15 protein-coding genes are annotated in these 13,859 nt (G+C 35.4%); 7 read left to right on the top strand and 8 right to left on the bottom strand.

Annotated features, from left to right (window positions below):
• Window positions 1-157 precede the first annotated feature (157 nt).
• The 3 genes from ptsG to ptsP all read left to right on the top strand — a co-directional run bounded on the left by ptsG (window position 158) and on the right by ptsP (window position 4,332).
• Entirely contained in the window at window positions 158-2,221 is a 2,064-nt protein-coding gene (gene ptsG / locus DJ93_RS05800; RefSeq protein ID WP_042979632.1) for a PTS glucose transporter subunit IIABC, read from the top strand.
• A 135-nt stretch (window positions 2,222-2,356) separates the two neighbouring features.
• On the top strand, window positions 2,357-2,620 hold the full coding sequence (ptsH, locus tag DJ93_RS05795; protein ID WP_000411079.1) for a phosphocarrier protein HPr: 264 nt from the start codon (window positions 2,357-2,359) through the stop codon (window positions 2,618-2,620).
• Window positions 2,620-4,332: a phosphoenolpyruvate--protein phosphotransferase gene (ptsP, locus tag DJ93_RS05790; RefSeq protein WP_042979631.1), complete on the top strand. Its 1,713-nt coding sequence runs from the start codon at window positions 2,620-2,622 to the stop codon at window positions 4,330-4,332. Before ptsH ends, ptsP begins: the two co-directional genes overlap by 1 nt.
• A 97-nt stretch (window positions 4,333-4,429) precedes the next feature.
• Here ptsP and DJ93_RS05785 read toward each other — a convergent pair whose 3' ends face one another.
• From DJ93_RS05785 to DJ93_RS05775, 3 genes are all read right to left on the bottom strand, one after another.
• The gene (locus DJ93_RS05785; protein WP_042979630.1) at window positions 4,430-4,774 is read right to left on the bottom strand and encodes a DUF3915 domain-containing protein; all 345 of its coding nucleotides are present in this window, start codon (window positions 4,772-4,774) and stop codon (window positions 4,430-4,432) included.
• 230 nt (window positions 4,775-5,004) lie between these two features.
• Window positions 5,005-5,223, bottom strand: coding sequence for a hypothetical protein (locus tag DJ93_RS05780; RefSeq protein WP_042979629.1), 219 nt, complete (start codon window positions 5,221-5,223; stop codon window positions 5,005-5,007).
• 269 nt (window positions 5,224-5,492) lie between these two features.
• Window positions 5,493-6,110 carry a nitroreductase family protein gene (locus DJ93_RS05775; RefSeq protein WP_042979628.1) on the bottom strand — a complete coding sequence of 206 codons (618 nt, stop codon included), beginning with the start codon at window positions 6,108-6,110 and terminating at the stop codon, window positions 5,493-5,495.
• 336 nt (window positions 6,111-6,446) lie between these two features.
• Here DJ93_RS05775 and DJ93_RS05770 point away from each other — a divergent pair, with 336 nt between their 5' ends.
• From DJ93_RS05770 to DJ93_RS05755, 4 genes are all read left to right on the top strand, one after another.
• Window positions 6,447-7,739: a sensor domain-containing diguanylate cyclase gene (locus DJ93_RS05770; protein WP_042979626.1), complete on the top strand. Its 1,293-nt coding sequence runs from the start codon at window positions 6,447-6,449 to the stop codon at window positions 7,737-7,739.
• Window positions 7,740-7,830: 91 nt separating this feature from the next.
• A complete protein-coding gene (locus DJ93_RS05765; RefSeq protein ID WP_042979625.1) occupies window positions 7,831-8,961 on the top strand; it encodes a serine hydrolase in 1,131 nt (376 codons plus the stop codon).
• Between the two features lie 4 nt (window positions 8,962-8,965).
• Window positions 8,966-9,844, top strand: coding sequence for an NAD(P)-dependent oxidoreductase (locus tag DJ93_RS05760; RefSeq protein ID WP_042979624.1), 879 nt, complete (start codon window positions 8,966-8,968; stop codon window positions 9,842-9,844).
• 5 nt (window positions 9,845-9,849) lie between these two features.
• Window positions 9,850-10,182 carry a DUF3909 family protein gene (locus tag DJ93_RS05755; protein WP_042979623.1) on the top strand — a complete coding sequence of 111 codons (333 nt, stop codon included), beginning with the start codon at window positions 9,850-9,852 and terminating at the stop codon, window positions 10,180-10,182.
• Window positions 10,183-10,288: 106 nt separating this feature from the next.
• Here the strand turns inward: DJ93_RS05755 and DJ93_RS05750 are convergent, their stop codons facing one another.
• From DJ93_RS05750 to mtnW, 5 genes are all read right to left on the bottom strand, one after another.
• On the bottom strand, window positions 10,289-10,564 hold the full coding sequence (locus DJ93_RS05750; RefSeq protein ID WP_042979622.1) for a hypothetical protein: 276 nt from the start codon (window positions 10,562-10,564) through the stop codon (window positions 10,289-10,291).
• 258 nt (window positions 10,565-10,822) lie between these two features.
• Complete coding sequence (locus DJ93_RS05745) at window positions 10,823-11,335, bottom strand: cupin domain-containing protein (protein WP_042979621.1); 513 nt, start codon at window positions 11,333-11,335, stop codon at window positions 10,823-10,825.
• Entirely contained in the window at window positions 11,313-11,951 is a 639-nt protein-coding gene (locus tag DJ93_RS05740; RefSeq protein ID WP_042979620.1) for a methylthioribulose 1-phosphate dehydratase, read from the bottom strand. Before DJ93_RS05740 ends, DJ93_RS05745 begins: the two co-directional genes overlap by 23 nt.
• A complete protein-coding gene (locus tag DJ93_RS05735; RefSeq protein ID WP_042979619.1) occupies window positions 11,948-12,607 on the bottom strand; it encodes a 2-hydroxy-3-keto-5-methylthiopentenyl-1-phosphate phosphatase in 660 nt (219 codons plus the stop codon). Before DJ93_RS05735 ends, DJ93_RS05740 begins: the two co-directional genes overlap by 4 nt.
• Window positions 12,604-13,848, bottom strand: coding sequence for a 2,3-diketo-5-methylthiopentyl-1-phosphate enolase (gene mtnW / locus DJ93_RS05730; protein ID WP_042979618.1), 1,245 nt, complete (start codon window positions 13,846-13,848; stop codon window positions 12,604-12,606). The genes DJ93_RS05735 and mtnW overlap by 4 nt, the downstream gene beginning before the upstream one ends.
• Window positions 13,849-13,859: the final 11 nt, after the last annotated feature.

Genomic DNA, 13,859 nt, shown 5'->3' with positions numbered 1-13,859 from the left:
ACTGATTCGATCAGGCATGAGTGGAGAAAAGTTGGGAATGTAAGCTAAAGAAAGGGACATACTACCCTTTGTATAGCTATCGTTCTATCTTTTTTTCCTCATGCCTTTTTGGCGTTTGTCGAAAAGTATCAATATAGATAAGAGAGGAAGGGTTTCCATGTTTAAGAAGATCTTTGGTGTTCTTCAAAAAGTCGGAAAAGCGCTTATGCTTCCAGTAGCGATTTTGCCGGCAGCAGGTATTTTACTTGGATTTGGTAATGCATTTCAAAATCCACAGCTAACAAATGTTATTCCTGCTTTAAAAGCAGATTGGTTCGTAATGGTTGCAAAAATCATGGAGCAATCTGGTGACATTATTTTCGCTAACCTTGCGCTATTATTCGCAGTTGGGGTAGCGATTGGTTTAGCTGGTGGAGACGGAGTAGCTGGTTTAGCAGCATTCGTCGGCTACTTAATTATGAACAAAACAATGAGTGTGTTCTTAGAAGTAGATAAGCTAGTGAAAGTAACAAGTACTGGGTCTGATCCAGTGAAAATTGGTTTTGCAGATCCTGCTTATGCAAACGTATTAGGGATTCCAACGCTACAAACAGGAGTATTTGGTGGTATTATCGTCGGGATAATAGCGGCATATTGTTATAATAAATACTTCAATATTGAATTACCATCATACTTAGGTTTCTTTGCAGGTAAGCGTTTCGTACCGATCGCAACTGCAACATTCTCTTTATTAGTAGGTATTTTAATGTGTTTCGTTTGGCCATATATTCAAGGTGGCTTAAATACGTTCTCACATCAAATGATTGATGCGAATAGAACGTTAGCAGCATTTATATTCGGTTTAATTGAACGTTCATTAATTCCATTTGGATTACATCACATTTTCTATTCACCGTTCTGGTTCGAATTCGGTCAGTATACAAATGCAGCTGGCGAATTAATCCGTGGTGACCAAAAAATCTTTATGGCACAGTTAAAAGATGGCGTAGAATTAACAGCCGGTACATTTACAACTGGTAAGTATCCGTTCATGATGTTCGGTCTTCCAGCAGCAGCGCTAGCGATGTACCATGAAGCACGTCCAGAAAATAAAAAATTAGCAGCAGGTATTTTAGGATCTGCCGCATTAACAACTTTCCTAACAGGTATTACAGAGCCACTTGAATTTTCATTCTTATTCGTAGCACCAGTATTATTCGGAATACATGCAGTATTCGCTGGTTTATCATTTATGACAATGCAAATTTTAGGTGTTAAAATTGGTATGACGTTCTCTGGTGGTTTAATTGACTTTATGTTATTTGGTGTATTACCGGGTCGTACGCAATGGTGGTGGGTAATTGTTGTTGGTCTTGTACTAGCAGTTATTTACTACTTCGGATTCCGGTTTGCAATCCGTAAATGGGATCTAAAAACACCTGGTCGTGAAGTAACAACAGATGCTGATGGTGCAGGAAAAACAGAAGCAGGCGAGCTTCCTCGTGAAGTATTAGTAGCGCTTGGTGGTAAAGAAAACATCGCTTCTTTAGATGCTTGTATCACACGTTTACGTGTTCAAGTTAACGAACAAAAAAATGTAAACAAAGATCGTTTAAAAGAACTTGGAGCAGCTGGTGTACTTGAAATTGGAAATAACATTCAAGCTATTTTCGGACCGAAATCTGACACATTGAAATCACAAATTCATGATATTATGTCAGGTCGTACACCTCATGTTGAAAAAGAAGAGCCTGTAAAGGTAGAAGAAGTTCCTCAAAAAGTTGATGAAAATGAAACAATCGTATCACCAATTGAAGGAAAAATCTTACCGATTACAGAAGTACCTGACCAAGTATTCTCAGGGAAAATGATGGGAGATGGATTTGCGATTGAGCCAACAGAAGGAACAGTAGTTTCTCCAGTTAATGGTGAAATTGTCAATGTATTCCCTACAAAGCATGCGATTGGTATTCAGTCTGAAGGTGGAAAAGAAATTTTAATCCACTTCGGTATTGATACTGTAAAATTGAATGGTGAAGGTTTTGAAGCACTTGTAGCACAAGGAGATAAAGTGAAACAAGGACAACCATTACTAAAAGTAGATCTTGCATTTGTAAAAGAAAATGCACCATCTATTATTACGCCGATTGTCTTTACGAATTTACCACAAGGACAACAAGTCGAATTGAAAAAAGATGGAAATGTTAAGAAGGGCGAAAACGCTATTATTGACATTCAGTAAGAATTTGACGCAAAATGTTTATAATTATAATAGGCGATGTGGTTGACCGAACATCGCCTATTATATACAATAGATGGTGTAGTACTCACGTCTATACAACTAAAAAAATACTGTATTTAAAGGAGATAAATTATCATGGAAAAAATCTTTAAAGTAACTAGCGACTCAGGAATTCATGCTCGTCCAGCAACTCTACTTGTAAACACTGCAAGCAAATTTGGTTCTGACATTAACTTAGAGTATAACGGAAAAAACGTTAACTTAAAATCAATCATGGGTGTTATGTCTTTAGGTATTCAACAAGGCGCAGAAATTAAAATCACTGCAAATGGTGATGATGCAGCTCAAGCACTAGCAGCTATCGAAGAAACTATGAAAAACGAAGGATTAGGAGAATAATGACTCTTAATATCCAAGGGATCGCTGCATCAAGTGGGATTGCTATTGCAAAGGCTTTCAGACTTGAAAATCCTGAATTTAAGATTGAAAAGAAATCAATTACAAACGAAGCTGCTGAAATTGCACGCTTAGACGCTGCGCTTGAGAAAGCAAAATCTGAATTAGAAGCAATTAAAGACCACGCTTTTGCTGAGCTTGGTGCTGATAAAGCTGCGATCTTTGAAGCACATTTATTAGTATTAAACGATCCAGAACTAGTAAACCCAGTAAAAGATAAAGTAAATAGTGAAAAAGTAAATGCTGAATTTGCAATGGATGAAGTTGCAACAATGTTCATTACTATGTTTGAAAACATGGATAACGAGTATATGAAAGAACGTGCTGCGGACATTCGCGACGTAACAAAACGCGTTCTTGCACATTTACTAGGAATTAACTTCTCAAACCCAGGTACAATTTCTGAAGAAGTAATCATCATTGCTGAAGATTTAACACCATCTGATACTGCTCAGTTAAACCGTAAGTATGCAAAAGGTTTCACAACTGATATCGGTGGACGTACATCTCACTCTGCAATTATGGCTCGTTCTATGGAAATTCCAGCTGTTGTTGGTACGAAAGTTGTTATGGAAAAAATCCAAAACGGCGATATCGTAATCATCGATGGTTTAGATGGAGAGGTAATTGTAAACCCATCTGAAGAAACTCTTCGTACTTTTGAAGAAAAGAAAGCAAAATTTGAAGAGCAAAAATCTGAATGGGCAAAATTAAAAGATCAAGCCACTGTAACAAGTGATGGGCATCACGTTGAGCTTGTTGCTAATATCGGAACACCAAACGATGTACAAGGTATTATCGATAATGGCGGAGAAGGCGTTGGTTTATACCGCACAGAATTCTTATACATGGGCCGTGACAATCTTCCAACAGAAGAAGAACAGTTCGAAGCATATAAAGCAGTTCTGGAAGGTGTAAAAGAAGGCCAGCCAGTCGTTGTTCGTACACTTGACATCGGTGGAGATAAAGAGCTTCCATACTTACATTTACCAAAAGAAATGAACCCATTCTTAGGATACCGCGCAATTCGCTTATGTCTTGAAGAACAAGATGTGTTCCGTACACAACTTCGTGCATTACTTCGTGCTAGCGTATACGGTGACTTAAAAATTATGTTCCCAATGATTGCAACTCTTGACGAGTTCCGTCAAGCGAAAGCGATCTTATTAGAAGAGAAAGAAAGACTTGTCCAGGCGGGTACCACTGTTTCTGATTCTATTGAAGTTGGTATGATGGTTGAAATTCCAGCATCAGCAGTATTAGCAGATCAATTCGCAAAAGAAGTTGATTTCTTCTCTATCGGAACAAATGACTTAATCCAATACACAATGGCTGCAGACCGTATGAACGAACGTGTATCTTACTTATACCAACCATATAATCCATCAATTTTACGTCTTGTAAAAATGGTTATCGATGCTGCTCATAAAGAAGGCAAATGGGCTGGTATGTGTGGTGAGATGGCGGGAGATTCACTGGCTATCCCATTATTATTAGGATTAGGTTTAGATGAGTTCAGTATGAGTGCAACATCTATCCTTCCTGCAAGAACACAACTAAGCAAGTTGTCAAAAGCAGAAATGGAAACATTAGCAGAAAAAGCATTAACAATGTCAACTGCTGAAGAAGTTGTTGAATTGGTTAAAAGCATATAATAAATAAAAAACCTGAGTCGATTTGAAATCGGTCTCAGGTTTTTTTTATAAGAAAAGTAAATCTTTGTTCTATCTTTATAGAGGATTAAAAGAAGAGTTAGATAGCGATAGCAACGATATCAGTTGGGCATACACGTAAAATACCTGTAAAAGTATTTGTGTTTGGGTTGTTTTTATCGTCTTTATTATCATTTTTGTCATTCATCGCTAAAGCTGAGAAAAGAGCAACACCGTTAGCGAATCCTTCAAAAATTACATTACGGAAAGTTCCATTTCCTCTAATGCTTAAAAGAGAAAGCTCTGTTCCTACTGAAATGCTCGCAAGTACGTTACATACAGCAGGTCGTTGTTCTTTAACTTCTTCCTTTTCACGATGATGGCACTCTCTTTCACGATGATGACATTCTCTAAAGTTATCACAGCATCCAAAAGATCCAAACATAATCCTCATCACCCCCTTCACACTTATAATGTATGTAAGTTTGGTATTTGGTGATTGGACAGAGCGTGGAATTTTTTCTGGGGGATTTCCTTATTTTAAATGACTAGATGGGTGTTTGGTGTTTTATGATGTTTAGAGTGGGGGAAATATCATAGTAATAAAAGTTTATAATTGGAGGATGAAATGAAAGCATGTAAAAAGACCACCAATATTTATAAAATAGGCAGTCTTTACACTTTTTTGCTTTTATATAAAACGATGACATACACGGGAAGTGCTAAAAGTAATGGCACGATAGATCTTGAGGTATGTAACCCTTCTTCTAATTGAAATGATTCTTCTTTTGGAAATTGTAATAACGGAATATTTGTGGCATCACCAATAAAGTATAGAAGCAATACAGTTACGGTGTAGCTTAAAAAAGCAATAAAGCTTCCATATGCATTCAATGAAAATCCCTCTCTTGTTATCTATTTGTTACTATTGTATCATAATTGTAACAAATAAACACCCTTATATTTCAAAGGTTTAACAAAATTCGACACGAAACGTCATGTTTGTTAGGAGAGGGGAAATATTTTGGGGGATTTTATACATAATGATGTCGAATTATAAATAGGGATATTACGGACGTATGACAAGGGGAAATAAAAACGAAGGTATTTAATTACCTTCGTTTTTATTTTTGATACGAATAAATATTTTAATGGATAAAGAATTATTTAGCCCATTCAGTTACTTGCTCAACACTCATACGTGGTGCAGGATGTCCTTTTAAAGTAGACTCACCAATTGTAATAAGCATAATTGGTACATAGCGAGAAGAAACGTTGAATTCCTCCGTTAATGCTTGTGGATTAAAGCCGCCAATAGCACAAGTATCCCATCCAGTTGCTTTTGCTGCTAGCATAAGTTGCATCGCTGCTAAAGATGCATTTGAGAAGGCTGCATCGCGTGGAAATTGTTCACGGTTATATGCTGACTCAATATTTTGAGCTAAACGCTCTTTTGCTTCTTCTTTCATAAATCCTTGCTCTACAATTGGACCATAAACAGGTTCAACATTTTTATAAGCTTCTAAGTCTCCTAAAATAGCGACTACTGCAGAGGCATCAAGAATTTGTTGCTGATTATAAGCGATAGGGTGTAAACGACTTTGTACCTCTTTACCTTGGAAAACAAGGAATTTCCAGTGTTGCAAGTTCCAAGCTGAAGGCGCTTGAGCAGCCGCTTTTAAAATCTCTTGTAGTTCTGTAGATGCAATTTCTTTCTCAGGATTAAATGCACGTGTAGATGTGCGTTCGTATAAAACATTAAAAAAGTCTTTGTTTGTCATTATATGTCCTCCAAATTACATGTCAATTTTATAAAAGATATAAAAAATGTATTCTACTTACATTTTGTAAGTTGTCACTGTAAAGAATATAATATCTTTATTTTGATTGTCAAGTTTTTGAGGAGAAAGGTAGGGCATTCGTACAAACAATATTATTCATGTAATCATACACTAAAAAGGGAATTCGTAGAGTAAAATAGCATTTCTATTAGTAGGCGAGCTTATGTCCCATGATATGTATCCCTCACCAATCGGGTTCTTTTGATGACAATCCCTTATAAAAGGATCGTGAGGAATTCAGTAGAACAAGATATATGAAGTGAGTGAAGATCAGTGATGAACATACTACATTTTTTATTAGAGAATACGGTTTTTCAAAATGTATTACAAGACCTCCAGTTAAATGTCCTTTATATAGAAGATGGATGTACACATCAACGTGCAATAGAGGATGTACATCCAAAATGTATGTTTATAGCAAGTAGTTTTGAAGAAGGAGAAATATTGTTTAAGAGGGTGCAACCGCAGATTGTCATTATGTATGTGTCTGATTGCACACAAGTAAAATATATAAAGAATATATATGATCCACAGAGTTCTTTTATTGTTATTTGGGATCAGCCAGTAAAAACTGAATTTGTAGATGTACTGAATTTAGGAATACGAAATATTGTTATAGCTCCTGTCACTCCCCAAGTTGTGTTTGAAGAAATAAATAAGAGTCTGTATCAATTATCTTTATTACGGCAAGTAAGCTTACAACAAGAATTACTTCAAATGATTTTTGATTTTCAAAATGATTTACTATTTATAGTAGAAGATGATGAAATTGTTGATTGTAATACAAATTTTTTAAGTTTTTTTGGATATGAAGATTTATTTGCATATCGTGAACAGCATCTAGTATTTGCGGAACATCTTATTGAAGAGAATGGATATTATGCAACGAATCATGATATTACTTGGTTAGATGATACGTTATCAAATGAGAGAAAAATTAAGATGTATAATTATGAAGGAGAAGAGTTTGTATTTTTATTACGCGCGATACCACTGCCAGAAGATTTGTCCAGGTTCATTGTTAAGTGTACAGATATTACGGAATTAGACGAAGTGTATCAGGAGCAAGAACGGCTTGCTACAATAGACTCTTTAACAGAAATATACAACCGCTTGAAATTTAAACAAATATTAGAAGAAAAATGGGAGGGGCTAAGGCGAAATAATCAAAACATGGCACTTATCTTGTTTGATATAGATGATTTTAAAAAGATAAATGACACATACGGCCATGATTTTGGTGATTTAGCATTAGTTCAATTAGTAGAGCTTATGAAATCTAAAGTTGAATCGCAACATACCTTCGCAAGGTGGGGAGGAGAAGAGTTCATTATATTAGTAACGAATACGGTGGAAAAAGAAGTTTTTCAAGTTGCAGAGTCATTACGTTTTTTTATTGAAACAAAACAATTCTCTGGTATTTCTAAGTTAACGGCTAGTTTCGGTATTGCACTATATGAACAGGGAATTACGAAGGAAGAATTAGTACAACGAGCAGATGTCGCTTTATACGAAGCGAAAAAAAACGGGAAAAATCAAGTTCGTATATATAGAAAAGAAAAAATGTGATTTTTCGCAACAAAGTGTTGCGATTTTTTTTTATTAGCTGATAATAGTAGATGGGGGCCAGTGATATCGAAGTAGCCGTGGAGGTTTAATAATGATAAAAAAAATAGTAATTACAGTTTTAATTTGTTTTATAGTATGTGGGAGTGCGTACTACTTTCTTTACACTCCAGAAAAAGAAAAGGTATTAACATCAAGAGCAACGCCGTCTGTTGAATCTGAGTTACAAAATAATTTGGAAAAAAAGGAAGAACCGCAAGTCAATTATGCTAGCATATCTCAAAAATTAGATCAATATTTAAAAGATAAAGAGTTTAATGGTACGGTTCTTGTTGCAGATAAAGATCATGTTATATTGAACAAGGGATACGGATATGCAGATGTTCAAAATAAAATTGAAAATACGCCACAAACAAAATACCGTATCGGTTCTATAACAAAAACTGTTGTAGCGACATCTATTTTACAGCTACAAGAACAGGGGAAGCTAAACATTCATGATAATGTAAATAAATATATTCCTTCATTTCCAGTAAATAAAAATATTACGCTATATCATTTATTAACGCATACCTCTGGTTTACCAGAGCATGCAAAGGGAAATGTGAATGCTGCTTCGCGCTTACAGTTAATTAATTGGATTGGACGTCAAAATGTAGAATTTCCTGCAGGAACTGGGTGGAGATATACAGATTATAATTATATGGTGCTGGCTTATATTATAGAAAGTATATCGAAAAAACCTTTAGGAGATTACATAAAAGAAAATATATTTGCTAAAGCAGAAATGCACGAATCAGGTATGGGAAATATGGTCCCGGGAGATCAGCACTTTACTAAAGGATATGTAAAGAAAGATAATGTACTTGTACCTGCGCAGAAATTGGGAATGAATTGGTTATACGGTTGTGGGGAGATGTATACGACAGTTGGAGATATGAAGAAGTTAGATGAAGCGATTATTAATGGAAAACTTCTTTCCGAGCAAAGTATACAAGCGATGTTTACACCTCCAGCAGAACGAAAATATGCATTTAGTTTCTATATATATCCGGATTATTTTCATAATCATGGTGTATTATCTGGGTGGAATACTTTCAATAATTTTAATAAAGAAAAAGGAACGTTTGTTATTTTATTTTCAAATGTGAAAAATAGTATGGATGATAATTTTAATAAAGAATTCCGAAAGATGGTAAGTAATTTATTAGAACAAAGGGGATGAGGAAATGGAACGTGAAATTTCATCAATTGGTTTTATAGGTACAGGTGTTATGGGGAAAAGTATGGTACGTCATTTAATGCAAGGTGGCTATAAGGTACATGTTTATAATAGGACAAAAGAAAAAGCGGCGGATTTATTAAAAGAAGGGGCAAATTGGTGCAGTACCCCGAAAGAATTAGTTGAAAATGTTGATGTTGTTATGACGATGGTAGGATATCCTCATGACGTAGAGGAGGTCTATTTTGGAGCTGATGGAATTTTAGAACATGCAAATGAAGGAACAATTGCAATTGATTTTACAACATCTACACCAACGCTAGCAAAACGTATATATGCAGCTGGAAAAGAAAAAGCTGTATATACACTAGATGCACCGGTATCTGGAGGGGATGTTGGCGCCAAAGAAGGAAGACTAGCCATTATGATTGGTGGTGAGCAAGAAGTGTATGAAATTTGTTTACCTTTATTTGAAAAACTAGGAACAAATATTCAATTGCAAGGACCAGCAGGAAGCGGGCAACATACAAAAATGTGTAATCAAATTGCAATTGCATCTAACATGATAGGTGTGTGCGAGGCGGTAGCTTATGCGAAAAAAGCAGGGCTTAATCCCGATAAAGTATTACAGAGCATTTCAACTGGAGCTGCCGGTAGTTGGTCATTAAGTAATTTAGCTCCGCGCATGTTGAAAGAAGACTTTGAACCTGGCTTTTATGTAAAACACTTTATGAAAGACATGAAAATTGCTTTAGATGAGGCTGAAAAGCTACAATTGCCTGTACCAGGCTTAACGTTAGCTAAAAGTTTATATGAAGAATTAATAGAGGATGGAGAAGAAGATAGCGGGACACAAGTGTTATATAAAAAATACATAAGGGGGTAAATGAGGTGAATCTCAAAAAGTTTGATGGAATGATTGATGCTGTTCAACGTACAACTTGTACGTCAATTAATGATAAGCAACAAGCTGCATTTAAACAAAAATATGATTTTGAACCAGCGTTTGAATACGGACGTGATGAGAATGGACATTATGTAATTCGAACTTCAAAGAAAATGCTAGAAGAAATGGAATTTTATTTAGCCTTAAAATATGATCGTGACGGAATTGACCTTTATATGCATGCTGAAATTGATGGGGCATGTTATGTATCGGTTAGCTACGGGGAAGATGCTCTTCATTTACAGGAACTATTTCAGTTTTTAGAAGATAATAAATAAAAGTCCTCGCTTGAGGACTTTTATTTATTATGAAACATGTATGGGAGTAAAAGATAGTTGGATAGTTATGTGTAAGAGGACAAAGTAAAGTTTCAATTATAATGAATTATAAACTGGAGGCGCGACGAGACCGTTCAATTGGAAAAGGGATGACTTGAGCAATATGATTTGGCTTGAATTGTTTTGAGCGTGCGTGACGTAATATATAAAATGCAAAGAGAATAGCGACAGGAATAGCACCGAATAAACCAAACAATAAAGCGCTTACAGAAGATGCAACAAAACCTAAAACGCCTATTTCTAATTCTTCCATAATTGCTCCGAGAATGGCAGGAATCGCTCCGCATGTAACCCCCAATATAAGTGCCATAATTAAATTCATGATTCTCCCCCTCTATTTGCAGTTTTCTTTTCCTTTTCTATTATTTGTAGTATATCACAGTTAAAACAGAATTTTCAGAAAAAATTCAAAAAATGTTCAAAAAATGTTCAAAAAATGTTGAGAAATACACTTGATAAACAAAAAATCAGGATTATGTCACCGTAATGACATAATCCTGTTCCATAGGAGGATGTATATATGTAGAGTGAACAAAAGGGTGGAAAAGGGGATCCAAATCCTTTTATTCAACTAACTACCTTAATAAATTGGAACCCAGCCTTCTGTTGTAACAAAAATGCGAATCGCTACAACTTGGCGATCATCTTGTAATGTGAAATAATGTCTTGCATTTTCAGGTACAGATATAAGATCACCAGGTTCAAGTTCCACATCAAAGAATTGACCACCTTTTCCTTCAATAGCAAAGATGCCATGACCGCTGACAATGAAGCGAACTTCATCGTCAGTATGATGATGTTCTTTTTGAAAATTGATTAATAATTCGTCAAGGTTAGGTGTGTGACTAGAAAGAGAAATCACATCATGTGCTTTATAACCTCGACGCTCTGAAACATCAGCAATTTCTTTTGAAAACAAAGATAATATTTCAGTTTTGTTTTCATCTGTTAAGGAATAGTTTTCTTTTAAATGAGCAGGAAGTTTAGAAATATTCCATTTCTCATATAAAACATCTTCTCCTTGTAAAAATTTTGCTACTTCCACTTCATTTTCAATACGAGTATTTCCTTCATGAATACGAATTTGCGCCATTAGAAACGCCTCCTTGAATTGATAATAGTTTTATATGAAATTGGAATAAAAACTCATATGCTTCTAATCTTTTCTTAGCATCAAAGCTATCCCGTCCCCAAACGGTAATACCATGGTTTCTAATTAATACAGCTCCTGAATCTCCATGTATATGCGTTCGGAAGTTCTCTCCAAGGGTTGGAATATGAGCATCATTTTCGATAATTGGGATGTTAATCGTTGCACCTTCTTCCCAAATATCAAGAGCTTTAATGATTTCTTGATTTCGAAGAGTGACCTCATCGCTATACAAATTTGTGATGACATTATTATCGGTTGTATGAACATGAAGTACGCACCCAGCATTCGTGTTGTTATAAATATGTGTATGTAATATTGTTTCTGCTGAAGGTCGTAACTCAGTCTCTAAAACGGGAACTCCTTGATGATTTACTAATAAGAAATCGTCTGGAGTAGTTTTCGTTTTATCTTTACCGCTTGCTGTAATAAGAAAAGTAAGCGGATCGTGATTAACTTTTATAGAAATATTTCCACTTGTTGCTGGGAACCAATTTCGAGTTGTTAATTCTTTTTTTATTTCACTTAAGTTATACCATTGGCGAAAAAGTTGCTTCATAATTTCACCTCCGACAAGTGTTGTAGTTCAGCTTGAACATCGTGAAATGTTTCAAATGGTGTATAAGCAATATGATTTTCTTCGCATTTCGTAATAAGGAAGTCGCGAGCGAATACTTTGTGTGCTTGTTTTGCTGCTAGTAAATCGGTAATGGAATCTCCTATTACAATATGAAAATCATTTTCAGAGCTTAGTTTGCGAATTAATGATGATTTACAAAGGCCACAATTGTAATTGCAATGCTTATCACAAGGATGAGGCCACTTTACTTCGACAGATTCTCCTGAAAAGTCAGTTGTATTACAATAAATTTGTTCTTTTGGAACGATATCTTGCAAGAGTGGATAGACGAAAAAATCCATTCCACCAGAAATTACGTAAAAAGAAATATTATTTTTATTTATAAATTGTATAAACTCCTGAAAACCCGTACGGATTTGGGCAGTCTCTTTTAGGAATGTAATGATATCGTCGTGTAAAGTAGTCGGTAACAATTGAAATAATTGAGAAACACCTTCTCGGATAGAAAGATCTTGTGATAAAATCCTTCGTTTTATTTCTTCAGCTTCTGGTGGTGCGAATTTTTCCATAATGGACATGATATTATCATTATTTGTAATCGTACCATCGAAATCACAAAACACCTGAATACTCATAATTTCACCTCATAAGATGGATTTCCCCATATTTGTAGTGCGCTATGTAGATTTCTGTCATCTGCTTCATGAAGCGGTATGTTTTGTAAAGTAGCTTCAATTGCTGCCCGGAAAGCCATTCCACCGCCTTGTGCTCCATTTGGATGACCATGTATACCACCACCAGCGTTAATAACAACATCTTTGCCAAAATCACGAAGGATAAAGGGAACGAAACCAGGATGAATTCCAGCAGATGGAACAGGAAAGCTAGGCTTGAAAAATGTGTCTTCTTCGGTCAATCTTTTTGTAATAAGAAGAGCCTCTTCTTTTTCTAATGCAACACTACCGTATGGTGATGGGAATAAAGAGAAATCAGCACCAGCGTAACGTAGTAATTTTCCAAGTAGTAATGGAGAAGAAAATCCATATAGTTTTGATGAAGCGTAAGCACCACTTACAGCAGGGTGCACCATAATTGGAATAGCAATCTCTTCATCTTCTGCAAGGGACTGTAGTACATCTAATCCGTAAGCAAATACATTAAATAAAAGAATATCGGCTCCAGCCGCTGTAGCGCGTTTTGCATTTTCTTTTAAATCGTAAGTTCGTCCTGTTAAATTAACTGCATATAAAGTTTTATGACCGTATGTTTCGTATACAGATTGTAATACTTCTTTTCCAGATTCGATTCTTTTTGTAAGTGGTGTTAATGAATTTTCAAATGAAATTTCATCATCTTTTACAATATCTACGCCGCCAATCGCTTGATCGCGTAGTTGCGTTTTTAAATATCCAATATTCCGTCCTATCATCCCTTTAAAAATACTCATTAGAAGAGGGCGATCATGAACTTGTAAAAGGTTTCGGATACCAGTAACACCAAATTTTGGTCCAGGGAATTGTTTTTTTAATTCATCTGAGAATGATAAATCAATTAGTTTAATTTCACCATCTAGCGAGAGTTTCCCAAATGTTGTTGTCAAAATGGCTGGCAAGTCTGGGCTGAAATTCAGTGATGGATAATGAATTTTAATCAAGCCACGTGTTACTTTTTTTTCAAGATAAGTATTTACGTGCTCTTGTTCTTCTAACTTTTCCACGTGAATGACATTGCCTTTATGTTGTTTTAATTGTTCTTGTAATAAGTGTGGTAAGTGGGTCCATGAACCAATTGTTAAACCGAGAGCAATTTGTTCGGCCTTTTTTGTTAAGTTGTGTGAATCATCATGGATTAAATATGTCGCTATTATTCCGCTCATTTTCATAACCT

It is taken from the genome of Bacillus clarus, assembly GCF_000746925.1.
Taxonomy (GTDB): Bacteria; Bacillota; Bacilli; order Bacillales; family Bacillaceae_G; genus Bacillus_A; species Bacillus_A clarus.
Note: the sequence above shows the minus strand (reverse complement) of the source record. Positions and strands in the feature narration are given on the sequence as shown.

Bases quoted from the DNA above. Each gene is read 5' to 3' on its own strand.
- ptsG (WP_042979632.1), top strand. From the start codon at position 158: ATGTTTAAGAAGATCTTTGGTGTTCTTCAAAAAGTCGGAAAAGCGCTT.
- ptsH (WP_000411079.1), top strand. From the start codon at position 2,357: ATGGAAAAAATCTTTAAAGTAACTAGCGACTCAGGAATTCATGCTCGT.
- ptsP (WP_042979631.1), top strand. From the start codon at position 2,620: ATGACTCTTAATATCCAAGGGATCGCTGCATCAAGTGGGATTGCTATT.
- DJ93_RS05785 (WP_042979630.1), bottom strand. From the start codon at position 4,774: ATGTTTGGATCTTTTGGATGCTGTGATAACTTTAGAGAATGTCATCAT.
- DJ93_RS05775 (WP_042979628.1), bottom strand. From the start codon at position 6,110: ATGACAAACAAAGACTTTTTTAATGTTTTATACGAACGCACATCTACA.
- DJ93_RS05770 (WP_042979626.1), top strand. From the start codon at position 6,447: ATGAACATACTACATTTTTTATTAGAGAATACGGTTTTTCAAAATGTA.
- DJ93_RS05765 (WP_042979625.1), top strand. From the start codon at position 7,831: ATGATAAAAAAAATAGTAATTACAGTTTTAATTTGTTTTATAGTATGT.
- DJ93_RS05760 (WP_042979624.1), top strand. From the start codon at position 8,966: ATGGAACGTGAAATTTCATCAATTGGTTTTATAGGTACAGGTGTTATG.
- DJ93_RS05750 (WP_042979622.1), bottom strand. From the start codon at position 10,564: ATGAATTTAATTATGGCACTTATATTGGGGGTTACATGCGGAGCGATT.
- DJ93_RS05745 (WP_042979621.1), bottom strand. From the start codon at position 11,335: ATGGCGCAAATTCGTATTCATGAAGGAAATACTCGTATTGAAAATGAA.
- DJ93_RS05740 (WP_042979620.1), bottom strand. From the start codon at position 11,951: ATGAAGCAACTTTTTCGCCAATGGTATAACTTAAGTGAAATAAAAAAA.
- DJ93_RS05735 (WP_042979619.1), bottom strand. From the start codon at position 12,607: ATGAGTATTCAGGTGTTTTGTGATTTCGATGGTACGATTACAAATAAT.
- mtnW (WP_042979618.1), bottom strand. From the start codon at position 13,848: ATGAGCGGAATAATAGCGACATATTTAATCCATGATGATTCACACAAC.